This is a genomic window from Nonomuraea sp. NPDC049421, assembly GCF_040677005.1.
GTDB lineage: Bacteria > Actinomycetota > Actinomycetes > Streptosporangiales > Streptosporangiaceae > Nonomuraea > Nonomuraea salmonea.
Map to the genome: position 1 here is coordinate 354,792 of NZ_JBFAQA010000003.1, position 18,789 is coordinate 373,580.

Here is an 18,789-nt window from a genome sequence, read left to right on the forward strand (position 1 = left end):
ATGAGGCGGCCCGAGCGGGGGCCGTGGCCGTACCTGTTCCTGGCCCCCGCGATGGTGCTGTTCACGCTGTTCCTCGCGGTGCCCATCGGCTACACCGTCTACCTGGCCCTGCACAGGACCCGCGTGTCCGGTCTGGGGCTGGGCAAGGGGGCGCGCAGGGAGGTGTACGTCGGGTTCGAGAACTTCGCCGCCGCCCTCGCCGACGCCGAGCTGTGGGCCGGGTGGCTGCGCGTGCTCGGCTACGGCACGCTGGTGCTGGTCGTGATGCTGGGACTGGCGCTGCTGTTCGCGCTGCTGCTGGACTCGGCGCGGGTGCGGCTCGCCCGCTTCTCCCGCATCGCGATCTTCCTGCCGTACGCGGTGCCCGGCGTGGCCGCGACGCTGCTGTGGGGCTTCCTCTACCTGCCCTCGCTCAGCCCGATCCGCGACGTCCTGGACGTGGACTTCCTGAGCGCCACGACCGTGACGTACTCGATGGCGAACGTGGCGGTGTGGGGCGGCACCGGCTTCAACATGCTGGCCCTCTACACCACGCTGCGCGCCATCCCCCGCGACCTGTACGAGGCCGCCCGCCTCGACGGCGCGTCCGAGCTGCAGATCGCGATCCGGGTGAAGATCCCGATGCTGACCCCGGCGATCATCCTGACCACGGTGTTCTCGATCATCGCGACCGTCCAGGTGTTCACCGAGCCCACCGCGCTGCGGCCGCTGACCAACACCATCAGCTCCACGTGGAGCCCGCTGATGAAGGTCTACCGCGACGCGTTCGTCACCGGCGACCTGTACTCGGCCGCCGCCACCTCGATCGTCATCGCGGCGATCGCGCTCGTGCTGTCCTTCGGGTTCCTGCGCGTGGTCCGCGACCGCGCCTTCGGGGAGGGCTGATGGCTCCGCTCACCGTCTCGCACCGCCGCCCGCGCACCGGCCGCGCAGCAGGGCTGGTGCCGACGGCGCTGCTGCTGGTCGGCGCGCTCTACTGCCTGTTCCCCGTGGTGTGGGTGCTGATCGCGGCCACCAAGTCGCCGGGCGAGCTGTTCAGCACCTCCACGCTGTCCTTCGGCACCGGCTTCCTCGACAACGTGGGCGAGCTGTTCGCCTACCGCGACGGCGTGTTCTGGCTGTGGGCCGCCAACACGCTGCTCTACGCGGGCGGCGGCGCGCTGCTGTCCACCGCCGTGTCGGCCGTCTCCGGGTACGCGCTGGCGAAATACCGCTTCCCCGGCCGGGCCCTCATCTTCAACCTGCTGATCGGCGGCATCCTCGTGCCCAGCGTGGTGCTGGCGGTGCCGCAGTATCTGCTCTTCTCCAAGGTCGGGCTGGCCGACAGCCACTGGGCGGTGCTGCTGCCGCAGATCCTCAACCCGTACGGCATCTACCTGGCCCGCGTCTACGCCACCGCGTCCGTGCCCGACTCGCTGCTGGAGGCCGGGCGCATCGACGGGGCCGGAGAGTGGCTGCTGATGCGGCGGGTGGCGCTGCCGCTCATGGTGCCCGGCATGGTGACGATCTTCCTGTTCCAGTTCGTGGCGATCTGGAACAACTTCCTGCTGCCGTTCATCATGCTCGGCGACGACGGCAAGTTCCCGCTCACGGTGGGCCTCTACACGCTGCTCGCGGCCGGCGCCAACCAGCCCGCCCTCTACAACCTGATCCTCACGGGCGCGTTCCTGTCGATCCTGCCGCTGATCGCGCTCTTCCTCACCATGCAGCGATACTGGAAGACCGACCTGTCCTCCGGAGCCGTGAAATGAAACGCCCTACGATCCACGACGTCGCCGCCGCCGCGGGGGTCTCCCGCGGCACGGTCTCCCGCCTGCTCAACGGGGACAAATACGTGAGCCCGGCGGCGCGCGTGGCCATCGAACGGGCCATCTCCGAGACCGGCTACGTCGTCAACCGTGCCGCCCGCAGCCTGGTCACGCAGCGTACGGGGTCGGTCGTCATGGTGCTGTCGGAGCCGCACGAGAAGCTGTTCGAGGACCCCAACTACAGCACGCTCATCAGGGTCGCCATCCGCATGCTGGCCGAGCGCGACCTGTCGCTGGTGATGATGCTGGCCGGCGACGAGGGCGACCGCGAGCGGGTGGTGCGCTACGTGCGCGGCGGCCACGCCGACGGGGTGCTGCTCGTCTCCACGCACGCCGGTGACCCGCTGCTCGACGCGCTGCGCACCGGCCCGCCCGCCGTCTCGTGCGGGCCGGTCATCGGGCGCGAGACCGTCATCCCGTACGCCGCAGCCGACGACCGGCTCGGCGCCCGCCAGATGACCGAATACTTCGTCGGCCTCGGCCGCAGGCGCATCGCCATGATCACCGGGCCGATGGACACGCCGGGCGGCATCCAGCGGCTCGAGGGCTTCGCCGACGTGCTCGGCCGCAAGGCCACCAAGCGGCTCATCGCCCACGGCGACTGGACCCAGGCCAGCGGCGAGCGGGCCATGACCGAGCTGCTGGAGCGCGCCCCCGACCTCGACGCCGTGTTCGTGGCCTCCGACCTGATGGCGGCGGGCGCGCTCGCGGCGCTGCGCGCGGCCGGCCGCCGGGTGCCCGACGACGTCGCGGTGGGCGGATTCGACGACTCCTCGGTGGCCGTCTCGACCCACCCGCCGCTGACCACCATCCGCCAGCCGCTGGCGGAGATGGCCCAGGAGACGCTCCGCCTGCTGCTGGCCCTCATCGACGGAGCCGGCCACGTCGACCCGGTGATCCTCCCCACCGAACTGGTCATCCGCGAGTCCGCATAGGGGGCGAACGGCACCCGCACCCCAGGAGGCGCGTTCGGGTCGGAGGCGTTGGCCGGTCAGACGACGCCGGCGTAGACCCAGCGGCCGTCCAGGCGGACGAAGCGGCTGTGCTCCTCCATCTCGCCCGGCCGCCCCCGCTCCAGGTAGTGGGCGCGGAAGCGGACGGTGCCCTCGGTGTGCACGACGCTGCCGCCGGTGGTCTCCAGCACCTCCAGCCGCACCCATTTGACCCGCCGGTCGATGCCGGCGCGCTGCGGGCGGTCGGACGGGTGCCAGGTGCGCAGCAGGTACGCCTCGTCGCCCACGCCGAAGGCGCTGAAGCGGGAGCGCATGAGCTGCTCGGCGGTGGCGGCCGCCGCCTCACCCCGGTGCAGCCTGCCGCAGCAGTCCTGGTAGGAGGCGGGCAGGCCGCAGAGACACGTACGAGGAGGCATGGGCCCTATTCTGCCCCGAGCAGGACGGTCAGGCCGGTCAACGTCGGCCCGAGCGGCGCGTCAAGCGTGAGCGAGGCGTCGCCGTCACCGCCGGTCGGGCCCTGGTTGACGATGGCGATGGGGATGCCGAGCTCCGCCGCCCTGGTGACGAACCGCAGCCCCGACTTGATGGCCAGCGACGACCCGAGCACGAGCAGCGCCCGCGCCCCGCCCACCACCGCGAAGCACTCGTCCACCCGCGGCCTCGGCACGTTCTCGCCGAAGAACACCACGTCCGGCTTGAGCACCCCGCCGCACCCCGTGCAGTCCACCAGGTTGAACCCGGCGATCTGCGCGTCGGTGAGCACCGCGTCGCCGTCGGGGTTGATCGTGGCGCCCGCCTCGTCCCAGCCGGGGTTCGCCTCCCGCAGCCGGCGCTCCAGCTCGACGCGCGGGGTGCGCTCGCGGCATGACAGGCAGACCACGCGGTCGAGCCCGCCGTGCAGCTCGATCACCTGGCGGGCGCCCGCCGCCTGGTGCAGGCCGTCGACGTTCTGGGTGACGATGCCGGCCAGCAGGCCGCGCCGCTCCAGCGCGGCGACCGCGCGGTGCCCCGCGTTGGGCCGGGCCGCGCCGATGTGCCGCCAGCCGACGTGGCTGCGCGCCCAGTAACGCTGCCGGGCCTGGGCGCTGCCGACGAACTTCTGGTATGTCATCGGCTCGGCCCGCCTGGACCGCCCTGTCGGGCCCCGGTAGTCGGGGATGCCGGACTCGGTGGACAGCCCGGCCCCGCTGAGCACGGCCACCCCGCCCCGGGCGACGAGCCCGGCCAGCTCCGCCACCTTCGTGGTGCTCGTTATCACCCTTCTATGGTGCCTTCCGTTCCACCCCCTTCGTCCCGCCGGGCCTCGCCGCGGCTCCGGCCGCCGCCGAGGTTCCCGGGCTCCCCGCCCTCGGCGAAGCCGAGGTCCGCGCGTTCCTCCGCCTCGGCCACCAGCTCGGCGTGCCACAGCCGGCGCATCTCCGGGCAGCTCTCCAGCAGGTCGGCGAGCCGTCCCCGCCCGGCGACGCGGCCCCGGTCGAGGACGATCACCTGGTCGGCGCGTTCGAGCGCGGCCTGCCGGTGCGAGACGACCAGCACGGTCTCCGGGCCGCGCCCGGCGATCCGCTCCCACAGCAGCCGCTCGGTCTCGACGTCGAGCGCGGACGACAGGTCGTCCACCACCAGCAGGTCGGGGTCGCGGACGAGGGCGCGGGCGGCGGTGACGCGCTGGGCCTGCCCGCCCGACAGCCGGGTGCCGCGCGGCCCGACGACCGTGTCGAGGCCGCGGGCCAGCTCGGCCAGGTCCCGGTCGAACACGGCCAGCTCCAGGGCCCGCCGCGCGTCCTCGTCGCCGGCGGCGCGGCCGAGCAGCAGGTTCTCGCGCAGGGTCTCGGAGAACAGGCGCGGCACCTGGCCCGCGTACGCGACCCGGCCGGGGACGAGGAACGTGCCCGGGTCGCGGACCGGGACGCCGTTCCAGGTGATCTCGCCCGCGTCGGCCCGCAGGAGACCGAGCAGGGCGCGTACCAGGGTGGTCTTGCCCGCGCCGACCGCTCCGGTGACGACGGTGAAGGAGCCGCGCTCGACGCGCAGGCCGACGTCGCGCAGCACGCCGCGCACGGTCAGTCCGCGCGCCTCCAGCACCCGCAACCGGTCGTCGTGCGGCGGCGGCTGCGGCGCGGGCGGCGGGTCGCCGCGCAGCCACACCTCGGAGCCGCGCACCAGATCGGCGGCGTCCTCGTGCGGCGCCATGAGCCTGGTCAGCCGCTCGGTGGCGACCGCGGCCTGCGGCAGCCGGGACAGGAACACGCCGATCGACCTCGGGAACGCGGTGAGCCAGCCGATGTAGGTGGTGAACAGCGCGAGGTCGCCCACGGTGAAGTCGCCGCCGCGCATGGCGGGCGCGGCGAGCAGCAGCACCAGACCGGTGCCGAGCTCGACGGACGCGGTGGTGGCGGCGCCCAGCAGGTCGGTCGCCAGCCGGTCCTTGACCGCGGCGTCGCGGCGGCGCCGGTTGTGGGCGCGCAGCCGGTCGAGCACCGCGGCCTCGGCTCCCGCCGTCTTGATGGCGAGCAGGCCGCCGAACATCTCCCCCACGTACGCCGTCACGGTCGCGCCGAGCCGCCTGGCCCGCCCGTGCAGCCGGGCGACCACCCGCCGCATGGTCCTGCTCAGCACGCCCGCCGCGATCATCGGGACGACCAGCACCAGGGTGATCAGCGGATCGACGGAGGCCAGGATCGGCAGCGCCACGGCGGCGAACACCGCGGTGCCGAACAGGCTGACGCTCTCGTCGGTGAAGTCCACGGCGTCGGCCACGTCGTCCCGCATGCGGGCCACGGCCTCACCCGAGGAGTGCGGCAGCCGGGCGGCCGCCGGTCCGCGCGCGGTCAGCAGGGAGTGCAGCACGTTCGAGCGCAGCAGCGTGGCCGCCGCCGCCCACCAGTAGACGCCGTACGTCCACGCGACGACGATCATCACGCCCCGCACGACCTCGACGCCCACGAACGCCGCACACCACCACAGCACGCTGTCCAGCCCGGCCGCCCGCTGCCCGCTGATCTCGTCGAACACCCGTTGCAGGACGAGCCCGCCGCCCAGCGGGATCACGTGCACCGGCAACCACAGCAGCGCCCCGACCAGGAACCGCCGGAAGTCGAACGTGGCCAGCCGCGTGGCCACCACCGTCACGGGCTTCACCGGCTCACCCCCGCCCGCTCGCACGGCCGGGCCGCCCCGCCGTCACGCCATATCGCCGTGCCGCGCCTCATCGGCTCACCCCCGCCAGGTCGAGGAGGTGGCCGAAGCGGCTGTGCGGGTCGGCGGCCAGGTGGGCGCGGGAGCCGTACTCGACGATCTTGCCCCGGTCGAGCACGGCGATCGTGTCCACGCGGGCCAGCGACGACAGCCGGTGCGCGATGATCACCCCGGTCCTGCCCTCCAGGAGCCGCGCGACGGCCGTCTCGGCTTGCCGCTCGGTGGCCGGGTCGAGCCGGCTGGACGCCTCGTCCAGCACGACCAGCCCGGGGTCGGCCAGGAACACGCGGGCGAACGCGAGCAGCTGCGCCTCCCCCGCCGACAGCTCGGGCAGCTCGGCGTCGAGCCCACCGGGCAGGGAGGCCGCCCACGCGCCGAGCCCGACCTCCCCGAGCACCTCCATCAGCCGCTCGTCACCAGGTGACGGCCGGAACAACGTGAGGTTGTCGCGCACGCTGGCCCGGAACAGCTGCACGTCCTGCGTCACCACGCCGACCCTGCGCCGCAAGGAGCGCGGCTCGGCATCGCGCAGATCGACACCGCCCACCCGGACGGCCCCCTGCACGGGATCGTGCAGCCGCAGCACCAGCCTGGCCAGGGTGGTCTTGCCGCTGCCGGTCCGCCCGACCAGCCCGAGCGTCTCGCCGGGCGCGAGGCGCACCCGCACCCCCGACAGCACCTGCTCGTCGTCGCCGGGGTAGGTGAAGCCGACGCCGTCGAGGTCGAGCCCGAGCGGCCCGGCGTCGGGCAGCGAGCGGGCGCCGGGCGTGAGCGCCGGCCGCTCGGCCAGCAGCCCCGCGATGCGGGCCACCCCCGCGAGCGCCGCCTGGTACTGCCTGATCTGGTCGATCAGCCGCTCGAACGGCGCTCGCACCATCATCGTGTACTGCAGGAGCAGCACGGCGGTGCCGACCGTGAGCGCCCCCGACCGCATGGTCCACGCGGCCAGTCCCAGCATGATCGCGGTGCCCGCGGCGAAGGCCACGGAGGTGCCCGCGAGCAGCACGGTGCCGATGCGGGCGTCGCGGTGCTCGGCGCGGAACAGCGCCGCGCTGACCTGGTGGAAGCGGCCTACGGTGTGCGCGCCGGCGCCGTTGGCCCGCAGGTCCTCCGCGCCGGCCAGCCGCTCTTCGAGCGCGCCGAACAGCGCGGCGCTCGCGGCCCGCGACCGGGCCGCCGACGGCACGGCCAGCCTCTGGGCGCGCGCCATGCCGTACCCGATGACCAGGCAGTACGCCAGCAGCGCCAGCCCGATCCGCCAGTCCACGAGGAGCACGGCGACGACCACGCCGGCCAGCAGCAGCACGCCGGCCACGACGTCGAGCAGGAACGCGACGACGAAGTCGGCGACGGCCACCACGTCGCCGTCGACCCGCTCGATCAGCTCGCCGGGCGTGTGCCGGCCGTGGAAGGCCAGGTCGAGGTGGAGCGCGTGGCCGGTGAGGCGTTCGCGCAGGCGGTTGGAGCCGTCCCAGGCCAGCCGGCCCGCGAGCCACGCGGTGACGGTGCGCGCCGCCTGCCCGGCGACGGCGAGCACGAGGTACCCGGCGGCGATCAGCGTGAGATGGCGGATGCTCGCGCCGCCCACGGCGTCGTCGACGAACCACCGGGTGACCTGCGGCGCCGCCAGCGGCAGCGCGGTCGCGGCGGACACCGCGCCGATCAGCGCGGGCGCGGCCCGCCAGGACGGCAGGAGCAGGCGGAGGACGGAAGAGGCGTCAGGTGAGAGATTCCCGGGTGTGGAGGGAGTCAAGAAGCGTCATGCCCTTTGCGTCGGAGGATTCGGTGAGCTGAGGGATCACGGACGCTTCGCGCATCGTGGGCCTCCTCCTTCGACGGGCGGTCAACGCCCGGGAGTACACCAGCCGCGCCCGGCGGGGCGCAACCGGTTTTTCCCGGGCGCGGGGCTCAGCGGCTCTGGCGGGTGGTCTCGCCGGGCCAGGGGTAGGGGTGCGCGGCCAGCCTGCCGAACCGGCGCTTGACCGGCTTCGGGGCCGGTGCGGGCGCGCGGCGGGCGCTCGTACCGGAGGGGCGGCGCTCTCCCCCGGCCGGGCGCAGGTAGACGCAGCGCAGCTCGGCCGCGAACCGGTGCTCGCCGTCGCGCAGCCAGCACCCCTCGGGGCCCGGCAGCACCTCGCTCACCGTGACGCCGTCGCCGCCCGCGGCCAGGCGGGCGAGCCCTTCGAGGAGGGCGGGCGAGCGGGTGTCGACGTAGACGCGCTCACGGGCGGTGGCGGCGAAGAACACGACGGGCAGCTCGTACGCCTCCCGCAGCCGGGCCATCGCCACCAGCAGGTCACCGTCGCCGCCCGCCTGCCCGAACCCCTCGAACGCGGCGCCGCCGACATGCCAGCGCCGCCCGGCCAGGACCACGTTGTCCCAGGTCAGCCGGGGCATGCGGGGCAGGTCGCCGAGCCTCGGCAGCCGGATCCTGGGCAGGGCGAGCGCCGTGTGCAGCGCCGTGTCGTGCTCGCCGTCGTGGAACAGCAGCGGCTCCTCGAACCCCTTGGCGTGCAGCACGGCGCGGTGGCCGTCGCTGTGCACGTACAGCTCGTCGAGGCCGATCCTGCGCCGGTCCTCGCCCGCGGTCGCGCCGCCGAGCTCCAGCACGGGTCCCGGCAGCTCCGGCCTGGGCACGCCGTGCTCGGGGCGGGAGACGACGTTCAGCACCGTGAACCCCGACAGCGCCCGCCGCACCTGCGCGTCGCGCTCGGTCAGGCAGGCGGCCTCGTCGTCGTGGAACTGCAGCGCCCACGGCGTGAGCAGCACCCCGTCGTGCAGGGCGGTGAGCACCAGCGGGGTGACGCCGGGCTCGTACGCCTCCAGCGACGGCGCGGCCACCATCACGTCCGCCGAGCACAGCACGGGCGCGGCCGGCGGGGCGGGCTCGTCGAGCAACCCCGCGAGGTTCAGCTCGGCGGTGCCCGGCTTCGCGGCGCGGACCAGCTCCGCGATGCGGGCGCTCAGCCGGTCGCCGTGGTCGATCTCCAGGTCGCCGGTCATGCGCAGGGCGTCGGACAGCGCGTACGTGCCGGGCCCGAGCCGCCCGGCCAGCAGCCGGTTGGTGCGCAGCCGGGTCAGCTCGGCCTCCTCGGCCAGCAGGTCGAGCACCCTCGGCACCCGCTCCCGCAGGTCGGCGGCCAGCGCGTCGCCGACGCCGACCCGCAGCGTGCCGGCGGCGGCCTCGTGCACCGTCACCCGGTCGTCGCGGTGCCCGCCGACGCCGGCCAGCGCCTCGATCCTGCGCTGCACGGCGAGCTTCACGTCGGGTGAGGCGGCGGGATATTGCGCGAGCAACTCGCTGATCTCCCCGACCCGCCGCCCCACCGGCAGCTCGGACCCGGACGCCTGGCCGGCGCCCCTCAGCCCGCGCTGCACGGGCACGCCCGCGGGGGCCACGAACCCCCGCCTGGGCGCTCCCGACGCTCCACCCCCGGCCTCCCCCACCGGCCTCCCCCCGAAGCCTCCCTCTCCCGCCCCGCCCCGGATCCCGGCGCCGGGCCCGGGCCTGACGCCGGGCGTGGCAGCGGACCCACTCTCGGGACCCGCTGCGGGGCCGCTCTCGGGACCGCCCCCAGGACCGCCCGCGGGACCGGCTGCGGGACCGCCCGCGGCTTCACCGGCACCCCCGTGCCCGGTGAGGCTCTCGCTGCCGCTGGAGGCTCGTCGCGCTGCGGCGGCGGGAGGAAGGGAGCCGGGGTGCGCGCCGGGAGGAGGGGAGCCCGGGTGGGCGGGGTGCGGCGTCAGCCCGCACTCACAGGGCGCCGGCGGCTGCACCCGCTCCCTGCGCTGTGCGGTGTCGCCGTCAGCCGTGGGCGGCCCATGGGTGGGACCGTCGCCCTCGGTGAGGGGGATGCCCCGGGTGGTGAGGCGGTCGCGGAGCCAGGCGAAGGGGTCGGCGACGCCGGCGGGCGGGCACAGGTCGTGGGTGAGCAGGCCGCGGCGGACCGCCACGGTGAGCGCCGCGACCGCGCGTTCCATGCCGGTGCCCGTCTCGGCGGCGATCTGGGCGAGCGTACGGGTGCCGTCGCAGTGGCCGGTGAAGGCGGCCCCCTCGCGTACCTCGCCCACCAGGGTCCTGCGGCGCGGCACCAGGCCGGGCACCAGCGCGGGGTCGGCGAGGATGCGCTGCTGGAGCGCCTCGTTCACCCGCCCGGCCGGGTACGCCACCCGCTGCCGGTGGACCCGGTGCCCCTTCCAGGTGTGACCGGAGGGGCCGGGCCGGACGGCGCCGTAGTTGAGCGGGCCGTAACAGCCGTCCGTCTCGCACGAGGTGGTCAGCCGCTGCAGGTGGGCGGCCAGCTCCCGGCGGGTCCTGCCGCCCTTGGCGCCGTGGCGCAGGTCGCGGTAGAGGGCGGGCGCGGAGCAGACGAGCGCGTCGAGGAAGCGTTCGTCGGCGGTGAGCCGGGACACGGCGGCCCTGGTGAGGGCGGCGTCACCGCCGACGAGCGCGGTGAGCGTGAGCTTGGCGCGCTCCAGCATGCCGGTGACCTCGTTCCAGGCCAGCACCCAGTTGCCCGCGCCGGCGCCGCCGGGGACGACGGCCCCGGACGGCAACGGCCGCAGGTCGCGCAGGCGCCCCCGCAGCCCGCGCGACGTCCGCCCCGTCTCCGCCCCCGCTCCTGGACCCGTGCCCGTACCCGTACCCGTACCCGTGCCTGTGCCCGCCCGCCTGTCAGATGCGCCGGCCGGGCGGAAGCCTGTCGCGTGGGCGGGAGCGTCGGCGAGCAGGTCGAGTGCCTTGCGCTCCAGTTGTACGACGACCGCGGCCGCCTCAGCCGCCCTGAGGTAGGCGAGTGACAGCACCAGCTCCCACGGAAATCCGGCGCTGCGGACGACCACGGCCGGCAGCAGGGTCCAGTCGTGCTCGATGTCCATATGGACCGCTCCCTTTCCTGACATGAATTCACCGCCGCACCGCGTCTCAACTCAGATGCTTACAAGATCATTTATTTCTGTCAATGCATTTGGCCAGGAAAAGAAAATGAGAATCAGCGACGCCCTCTCGCCCCCACATCAAAAACACCCAACAATGCCAGCAAACCACTCCAAACAGGACGCGACTGTTTACTTTCCGTAGCCACTGGGCCTATCCTTCCCGCACACAGAGTCAACGATCCACACACATCCACCACCTGAAACGACCGGAAAAGCATTAGGGACGGCCTTGTCAGGCCGTCGTTTTCCCGCCATTGAAAACGCGGGCGAGCGGCGCGGAACAACGTTCGCGGCCGGTCGGATAAACGCGTGAATGCACCCGTGCGAATAACTCTCATTTACCCGCGCGAGGCAAGGTGGGGTCAAGGACGCGCGCCGTGTGCCGGGCAGGCGAAACCGCCTGATAGAAGGTGACATGGGGGGTGCGGGAGACAGTGACGGGACAGGCGCGGCGCAGGCGCGGGAGGCCGATCGGCGGCGGGCGCGGCAGCAGGGCGAGCCAGGTGCCGGGCGGGGGGCGTTATCTGTGGACGCCGCTGTTCCTGGCGGGGCTGTTCCTCGTCACCGCCGTGGTGATCGCACTGGACCTGACCACCGGCACCGCCATCAGGCTGTACCCGCTGCTGATCTTCCTGCCGGCCATCGTGTCGGGCCTCGGCGACGTGAAGCAGACGATCGCCGCCTCCGTCTGGGTGGTGCTGGTGGAGGTCGGCACCGGCGCCTACCTGGGCGCGCAGCTCGACGACCTGTTGCTCGCGGCCGGGTTCACCACGATCTTCGGCGTGGTGAGCGTGCTCGGCTGCCGTTACCGCGTACGCCGTGAGGAGGAGGTGCACCGGCTGCGGTCGGCGGCCTCGGCGCTGCAGCGGCTCATCGTGCGCCCGCTGCCCCTGCGCACGGCCGAGGTCGCCGTGGACGGCCTCTACCACCCGATCGAGGAGGACGCCCTGGTCGGCGGCGACGTGTACGACGTCGCCGTGTCCCGCCACGGCACCCGGGTGCTGATCGCCGACGTCCAGGGCAAGGGCCTGCCCGCGATCGGCACGGCGCTGGCCGTGCTGGGCTCGTTCAGGGAGGCCGCCTACCGCGAGGACACGCTGACCGGCGTCGTGGCCGCCCTGGAGACCACGGTGGTGCGGCAGAACGTGTTCGCCGCCATGACCGGCGAGCCCGAGCGGCTGGTCACGGCCCTCGTGCTGGACATCGCCGGCGACACCGAGGTGGAGGCGATCAACTGCGGCCACATCGCCCCTTTCGTGCTGCACGACGGCGAGGCGTACCAGGTGGACCTGGGCGAGCCCGCCCTGCCGCTCGGGCTCGCGTCGCTGACGGCGACCCCCCGCCGCGGCATGCGCTTCGCCTTCCCGCTGGGCGCGACGCTGCTGCTGTGCACCGACGGGGTGACCGAGGCACGCGACCCGCGCGGCGCGTTCTATCCGCTGGAGGAGCGGCTGCGCGCGTGGGCGCCGGACCCGCCCGCGCCGCTCGGCCGCGCGCTGGGCGCCGACCTGCAGGAGTTCACGGGCGGCGACGTCCGCGACGACGTGGCCGTCCTGACGCTGCGCCGGATGGGCCCGCCGTCGATCCCGCCGTGAAGAAGATCACATCGGGAAACCCCCTGAACCGTGTCCCGGATCGGCGCGTACCTCCACACATCGGACACGTGGTCCATGGAGGTGTCGTGGAGCTCAGTCTCTTGCGGGCCCAAGCGCACAGCCCGTCGTACTTCTCACTCATGCGCAGCTCGGCGGGAGAGCGCGCCCCGGTGGACTTCTGCATCCCCTGCAATCCGTACTTCCCCACGCCGGACATATTCGAGCACCTCGGGAGGAACCTGGAGACGATCCTGAAGTTCTATCCCAGCGACGCCGGGACGATCACCGAGGAGCTGTGCGCCACGCTCGGCCTGCACCCCAAGACGGTCGCGATGGGCAACGGCTCCACGGAGCTGATCACCTGGATCGACCACCTGCTGGTCCGCGAGAGCCTGGCGGTGCCCATCCCCACCTTCGGCCGCTGGACCGACCAGCCGCTGGAGACCGGCAAGCGGGTGGACATGTACCCGTTGCAGGAGAGCCGCAACTTCGCGCTCGACGTGGACGACTTCGTGTCGTTCATCCGGATGCGCGGCTCGCGGGTGGCGGTGATCTGCAACCCGAACAACCCCGACGGGGGCTACCTGCCCAAGCATCAGGTCCTGTACCTGCTCGACCAGCTCATCGACCTCGACCTGCTGATCGTGGACGAGTCGTTCGGCGAGTTCGTGGACGCCGAGCCGTACCCGGGGCTGGCGGCGGAGGCGGCGGTGCGGCCGAACGTCATCGTGCTGCGCAGCCTGGGCAAGAACTTCGGCCTGCACGGCATCCGCTTCGGCTACATGGTGGCCAACCCGGCGCTGGCCGGCCGGGTGCGCGACGCCCTGCCCAAGTGGAACCTGAACTCCTTCGCCGAGGTCGTGGTGTTCATGATGCGGGAGTTCATGAACGAGTACCAGGACAGCCTCAGGCGGCTGGGCAACGACAGGCGGGCGATGTTCCAGCAGCTCAGCACCATGCCGGGGCTGTCGGTGTACGCCTCGCAGGGCAACTTCCTGCTGGTCAAGCTGCCGCCGGGGCACGACGGGGTGCCGCTGCGCGACCACCTGCTGACCGAGCACGGCGTGTACGTCCGCGAGTGCGGCAACAAGCTGGGCACCACGAGCCAGTTCCTGCGCCTGGTCGTGCGCCCGCAGGAGGACGTGCGCCGGCTGCTCATCGGCATGACGCAGTTCCTGTACTCGGGCAGCCTGCACGAGATCCCGGTGATCGGGGTGCACCACCGCCACGTCAACCCGCTCTCGGCGTAGCGCTGGATCCCGCCGGAACCGGCCCGTACGGAAGCACGCGCGGGCCGGTGTAAGCTGTCTCGGCCGAATTTCCTTACAGCATAAACAATCGGCCGATGACGAAAGGATCCCGTGCTCCCCGAGGCAAGCACCGACCACAAGGCGGCGGACAGTCACGACCACATCCAGGTCCGCGGCGCCAGGGAGAACAACCTCAAGGGCGTCTCCCTCGACGTCCCCAAGCGGCGGCTCACCGTGTTCACCGGCGTGTCCGGTTCAGGGAAGTCCTCGCTCGTCTTCGACACGATCGCCGCGGAGTCCCGCCGGCTGATCGACGAGACGTACACCGCGTTCATCCAGTCGTTCATGCCGAGCCTCGGCCGGCCCGACATCGACGCGCTGCACAACCTCAGCGCGGCGATCATCGTCGACCAGGAGCGCATGGGGGCCAACCCGCGCTCCACCGTGGGCACCGTCACCGACGCCCACACCATGCTGCGCATCCTCTTCAGCCGCATCGGCAGCCCGTACGTCGGCCCCGCCTACGCCTTCAGCTTCAACCGGGCCGAGGGCATGTGCCCCGAGTGCGAGGGCCTCGGCAAGGCGTCCGAGATCGACGTGGACGAGCTGGTCGACCGTGAGCTGTCGCTCGACGACGGCGCCATCAAGATCCCCGGCTTCCCGGTCGGGAGCTGGCAGTGGCAGGTCGTGGCCGGCTCAGGGCTGTTCGACCCTGGCACGAAGCTGAAGGACTTCACCGAACAGCAGTGGCAGGACCTGCTGTACAAGCCGGCGAGCAAGCTGAAGTACGGCACCAACAACTTCACCTACGAGGGCCTGGTGCTGAAGGTGCGCAAGTCGTACCTCGGCAAGGACCGCGAGTCGATGCAGACGGCGGCGCGCGCGTTCGCCGACCGGGCGATCAAGTCCGCGACCTGCCCCTCGTGCGGCGGCACCCGCCTCAACGAGGCCGCCCGTTCGGCCCGCGTCCAGGGCAGCGGCATCACCGATCTGTCGGCCATGCAGATCGACGACCTGGCGGCGTTCGTCCGCGGCATCGGCGACCCCTCGGTCGGGCCGGTGCTCGAAGGGCTGCTGTCCACGCTCGACTCCCTGGTCGGCATCGGGCTCGGCTACCTCAGCCTCGACCGCGAGTCCGCCACGCTCTCGGGCGGCGAGGCCCAGCGGGTCAAGATGGTGCGGCACCTCAACTCCAGCCTCACCGACGTCACGTACGTCTTCGACGAGCCGACCGCCGGGCTGCACCCGCACGACATCCAGCGCATGAACAGCCTGCTGCTGCAGCTGCGCGACAAGGGCAACACGGTGCTCGTCGTCGAGCACAAGCCCGAGCTGATCGCGATCGCCGACCACGTGGTGGACCTCGGCCCGGGGGCGGGCACCGCCGGCGGCGAGATCTGCTACCAGGGCGACCTCGCGGGCCTGCGCGCCTCGGGCACGCTCACCGGCCGCTACCTCGACCACCGGGTGGGCCTGCGCGAGGAGGTGCGCAAGCCCACGGGGCAGCTGCCGATCAGGAACGCCACCCTGCACAATCTGCGCGACGTGAGCGTGGACCTCCCGCTCGGCGTGCTCACCGTGGTCACCGGCGTCGCCGGATCGGGCAAGAGCTCGCTCATCCACGGCTACGTCGCGGGCCGCGACGGCGTGGTGGTGGCCGACCAGTCGCAGATCCGCGGCTCACGCCGGAGCAACCCGGCCACCTACACCGGCGTGCTCGACCCGATCAGGGCGGCGTTCGCCAAGGCCAACGGGGTCAAGCCGGGCCTGTTCAGCGCCAACTCCGAGGGCGCCTGCCCGGCCTGCAAGGGCATCGGCCTCATCTACACCGACCTCGCGATGATGGCCGGGGTGGCCTCGGTGTGCGAGCAGTGCGAGGGGCGGCGGTTCACGCCGGAGGTGCTGACGTACCGGCTGCACGGCAAGAACATCAGCGAGGTGCTGGAGATGCCGGTCGCCGAGGCCAGGGAGTTCTTCCCGAAGGGGCAGGCGGGCGTCATCCTCGACCGGCTGGTGGCCGTCGGGCTCGGCTACCTCGGGCTGGGGCAGCCGCTCACGACGCTGTCGGGCGGCGAGCGGCAGCGGCTCAAGCTGGCCATCAACATGGCCAGGAACGGCACCACGTACGTGCTGGACGAGCCCACCACCGGCCTGCACCTGGCCGACGTCGACCAGCTGCTGTCGCTGCTCGACCGGCTGGTGGACGACGGCAACTCGGTCATCGTGATCGAGCACCACCAGGCGGTCATGGCGCACGCCGACTGGATCGTGGACCTCGGGCCCGGGGCAGGTCACGACGGCGGTCAGGTGGTCTTCGCCGGTACGCCGGGCGAGCTGGTCGCCACCGGCACCTCGCTCACGGCCGTCCACCTGCGGGACTACGTCGGCATGAGCTGAGCGTCAGCCCGGCGCGCGGTCTGAGACCGCGAGTCAGACCGCGAGCCGGGCCAGCACGCGCGCGAACTCGGGCGGCGGCGCCACGACCAGCCTGGTCTGCCCGTCCTGGGCGACGATGTCGGCCCTGATCAGCGTCAGCTGCCCGTCGTGCCACCAGTAGACCTGCGGGCTGAGCCCGTCGGTGCGGACGGCGTGCACGCGCAGCCGTTCGAGCGCGCGTACCACGCCGATGCCGTCCACGGGGTGCACGAGCAGCGTGTACGGGTCGGGCAGCACCACGAGCACACCGTCGGCGGGCACGGTCAGGTGCTCGTCCAGCCAGCGCAGGTGGGTGGCGGCCGACGGGCTCTCGGCGGTCAGCCGGATGATCGGGGTGCCGGACAGCGCGATGTTCTCGGACGTCAGCGAGCCGTGCCTGCGCACGTTGGCCACCGCCCGGTCGAGCGCCTGCCCGCCGGAGACCGGCCAGCAGCCCGACTCCTCCGGCCTGACCAGCCGCGCGCCCACGGTGAGCAGCTCGACCAGGTCGGCGTTGAGGTGGCGGCCGACGACGCGGGTCAGGTCGGGCACCGCGTCCACCGACTCGACCCTGATCCGCAGCAGCGGCCCGGCCTGCTCCAGGTCGGACACGTCCACGCGCTCGTCGGCGGTGGCGACGGCGTGCGCCAGGTGCTCGGAGACCAGCACCGGCCAGTCCTCCCTGGCCCGGCGCGCGGCCTCGCGGCGCAGCCCGGTCAGCTTGACGACCAGCTCGGGGGTGGGCTGCTCGGGAGCGGGCTGCTCGGCACGCCTGAGGGTGAGGAGCGAGCCGTCGCCGGAGAAGGCGAAGGAGTATCCGAGGGACTCCGCGACAAGGGCCAGCAGCGAGTCGAGATCGACGTCCTCGACCGGACGGCGCGGGGCCTCGCGGTCACGCTCGTACCAATTCACGCCGCTGTGTCCCTTTCTGTCGGATTCGTCCCTCTACCTTGCCTGCTCTCCGATTCCCCACGAGCCAGTCAGGGAGCACGATTCGGTATCGATAACACCAAGTGCCCCAAACCACACACTCATCTGGGGTGTCCCATGTCCCACCGGCAACCCGGCGACGATGGGCACCCCCAGCGGGCGCAGCCGGTCTTCGAGCACCGGGTAGGGGTCGCCGCAGCCCACCCACGAGCCGAGCGCGATGCCCCGCACGCCGTCGAACGCGCCCGCCTGCAGCAGCTGCGTGAGCATGCGGTCGATGCGGTACGGCTCCTCCCCGACGTCCTCGAGGAACGCGATGCCGTCGGCGAAGGACGGCTGCCACCGGGTGCCGCACATCGAGGCGAGCAACGACAGGTTACCGCCGCGCACCACGCCCTCCGCGCGGCCGGGCGCCAGCACCCGGTCACCGGCGACCGGGGTCACCTCTTCGTCCGGCCCGAACAGCGCCTCGCGCAGGCTCTCCCAGGTCAGCGGCTCGGGCCCGGCGTCGTCACCGGCGATCACGTCGCAGGCGATCATCGGCCCGTGCAGCGTCGGCACATCCAGCTCGATCGCGAACGCATTGTGCAGCGCCGTGATGTCGCTCGACCCGAGCAGCGTCTTCCGCCCTGCCGCCCGCCCTGCCGCCCGCCCTGCCGCCCGCCCTGCCGCCCGCCCTGCCGCGCGCCCTGCCGCGCGCATCGCCTCCCAGTCGAGGAGCTCCAGCAGCCGGCCGGCGCCGTAGCCGCCGCGGCAGCAGAAGACCGCCGAGACGGCCGGGTCGCACCAGGCTTCCTGCAGGTCGGCCGCCCTGGCGGCGTCGGCGCCTGCCAGGTAGTCGAGGTCCTGCCGGTCGAGCGCGTGCGCCCCGACCACGACCTTCAGGCCGAGGCCCTCCAGCCGCTCGACGCCGCGGCGCAGCAGCTCCGGGTTCGGCGGTCCTGACGGCGAGACGATGGCGACGGTGTCACCTTGCCGCATCGATCAACTCCTTGACGAGCGCGGGTAGTGCGTGGCCGATCGGCTCGTTGATGACCCGGTCGGCGAAGGGGTCGTAGGGGGTCGGCTCGGCGTTCACGATCACCAGCCGGGCGCCCGCGTCGAGCGCCTCGCCGCACAGCCCGGCGGCCGGGTGCACGGTCAGCGACGTGCCGACCGCGAGGAACAGCTCGCATGTACGGGCCGCGCCGAGCGCCGCGCCCAGCACCTCCGCCTTGAGCGACTGCCCGAACGAGATCGTGTTCGCCTTCTGGACGCCGCCGCAGCGGGGGCACGGCGGGTCGTCCTCGCCCGCGTCCACCCTGGCCAGTACTTCTTCCATCGGCGTGATCAGGTCGCAGGAGAGGCACTCGGCGCGGCGCATGGTGCCGTGCAGCTCGATGACCTTCTCCGGCGACGACCCTGCGCGCTGGTGCAGCTCGTCGATGTTCTGGGTGATGAGCGCGCGCAGCAGCCCGGCGTGCTCGAGCTCGACCAGCGCCTGGTGGGCGGCGTTCGGCTGCGCCCGCCAGGCCGGCGAATCGCGCCTGGAACGCCAGCTCGCCCGCCTGACCTCGGGATCGGCGAGGTAGCGGTCGATCGTCGCGTCGGCCTCGGCGCGCGGGTTCTTCGTCCACACGCCCTGCGGCCCCCGGAAGTCGGGGATGCCGGAATCGGTGGACACACCCGCTCCGGTGAGGACCGACACTGAGGATGGCGCGTTCAC

The 18,789-nt window shown here is 72.9% G+C and carries 14 protein-coding genes; 6 read left to right on the forward strand and 8 right to left on the reverse strand.

Annotation, left to right across the window (positions count from 1 at the left end):
- Genes AB0K18_RS07710 through AB0K18_RS07720 form a run of 3 tightly spaced genes read left to right on the forward strand, consistent with a single transcriptional unit; the run spans nt 1 to nt 2,743 of the window.
- Nucleotides 1-885, forward strand: a complete 885-nt coding sequence (locus tag AB0K18_RS07710; RefSeq protein ID WP_364574148.1) for a sugar ABC transporter permease — start codon at nt 1-3, stop codon at nt 883-885.
- The gene (locus AB0K18_RS07715; protein WP_364911333.1) at nt 885-1,751 is read left to right on the forward strand and encodes a carbohydrate ABC transporter permease; all 867 of its coding nucleotides are present in this window, start codon (nt 885-887) and stop codon (nt 1,749-1,751) included. The genes AB0K18_RS07710 and AB0K18_RS07715 overlap by 1 nt, the downstream gene beginning before the upstream one ends.
- A complete protein-coding gene (locus AB0K18_RS07720; protein ID WP_364911336.1) occupies nt 1,748-2,743 on the forward strand; it encodes a LacI family DNA-binding transcriptional regulator in 996 nt (331 codons plus the stop codon). The genes AB0K18_RS07715 and AB0K18_RS07720 overlap by 4 nt, the downstream gene beginning before the upstream one ends.
- Nucleotides 2,744-2,799: 56 nt before the next feature.
- Here AB0K18_RS07720 and AB0K18_RS07725 read toward each other — a convergent pair whose 3' ends face one another.
- The 5 genes from AB0K18_RS07725 to AB0K18_RS07745 form a co-directional block, all read right to left on the reverse strand.
- A complete protein-coding gene (locus tag AB0K18_RS07725; RefSeq protein ID WP_364380958.1) occupies nt 2,800-3,177 on the reverse strand; it encodes a YchJ family metal-binding protein in 378 nt (125 codons plus the stop codon).
- Between the two features lie 5 nt (nt 3,178-3,182).
- Nucleotides 3,183-4,019, reverse strand: coding sequence for an NAD-dependent protein deacetylase (locus AB0K18_RS07730; protein WP_364911340.1), 837 nt, complete (start codon nt 4,017-4,019; stop codon nt 3,183-3,185).
- The gene (locus tag AB0K18_RS07735; RefSeq protein WP_364911342.1) at nt 4,016-5,899 is read right to left on the reverse strand and encodes an ABC transporter ATP-binding protein; all 1,884 of its coding nucleotides are present in this window, start codon (nt 5,897-5,899) and stop codon (nt 4,016-4,018) included. The genes AB0K18_RS07730 and AB0K18_RS07735 overlap by 4 nt, the downstream gene beginning before the upstream one ends.
- A gap of 67 nt (nt 5,900-5,966) precedes the next feature.
- Nucleotides 5,967-7,709, reverse strand: coding sequence for an ABC transporter ATP-binding protein (locus AB0K18_RS07740; RefSeq protein ID WP_364911345.1), 1,743 nt, complete (start codon nt 7,707-7,709; stop codon nt 5,967-5,969).
- 155 nt (nt 7,710-7,864) lie between these two features.
- Nucleotides 7,865-10,834, reverse strand: a complete 2,970-nt coding sequence (locus tag AB0K18_RS07745) for a lantibiotic dehydratase (protein WP_364911348.1) — start codon at nt 10,832-10,834, stop codon at nt 7,865-7,867.
- A 482-nt stretch (nt 10,835-11,316) separates the two neighbouring features.
- On the opposite strand from AB0K18_RS07745, the gene AB0K18_RS07750 reads away from it, so the two are divergent.
- The 3 genes from AB0K18_RS07750 (at nt 11,317) to AB0K18_RS07760 (ending at nt 16,136) form a co-directional block, all read left to right on the forward strand.
- Entirely contained in the window at nt 11,317-12,489 is a 1,173-nt protein-coding gene (locus AB0K18_RS07750) for a PP2C family protein-serine/threonine phosphatase (protein WP_364911351.1), read from the forward strand.
- Between the two features lie 86 nt (nt 12,490-12,575).
- The gene (locus AB0K18_RS07755) at nt 12,576-13,739 is read left to right on the forward strand and encodes a histidinol-phosphate transaminase (protein ID WP_364911354.1); all 1,164 of its coding nucleotides are present in this window, start codon (nt 12,576-12,578) and stop codon (nt 13,737-13,739) included.
- A gap of 111 nt (nt 13,740-13,850) precedes the next feature.
- Entirely contained in the window at nt 13,851-16,136 is a 2,286-nt protein-coding gene (locus tag AB0K18_RS07760; RefSeq protein ID WP_364911357.1) for an excinuclease ABC subunit UvrA, read from the forward strand.
- A gap of 33 nt (nt 16,137-16,169) precedes the next feature.
- On the opposite strand, the gene AB0K18_RS07765 is transcribed toward AB0K18_RS07760, so the two are convergent.
- From AB0K18_RS07765 to AB0K18_RS07775, 3 genes are read right to left on the reverse strand one after another with little or no spacing between them, the layout of a single operon-like run.
- Nucleotides 16,170-17,066: a hypothetical protein gene (locus tag AB0K18_RS07765; protein ID WP_364911359.1), complete on the reverse strand. Its 897-nt coding sequence runs from the start codon at nt 17,064-17,066 to the stop codon at nt 16,170-16,172.
- Between the two features lie 33 nt (nt 17,067-17,099).
- Nucleotides 17,100-18,065, reverse strand: coding sequence for an LD-carboxypeptidase (locus AB0K18_RS07770; RefSeq protein ID WP_364911362.1), 966 nt, complete (start codon nt 18,063-18,065; stop codon nt 17,100-17,102).
- Nucleotides 18,052-18,789 carry a Sir2 family NAD-dependent protein deacetylase gene (locus tag AB0K18_RS07775; protein WP_364911365.1) on the reverse strand — a complete coding sequence of 246 codons (738 nt, stop codon included), beginning with the start codon at nt 18,787-18,789 and terminating at the stop codon, nt 18,052-18,054. The genes AB0K18_RS07770 and AB0K18_RS07775 overlap by 14 nt, the downstream gene beginning before the upstream one ends.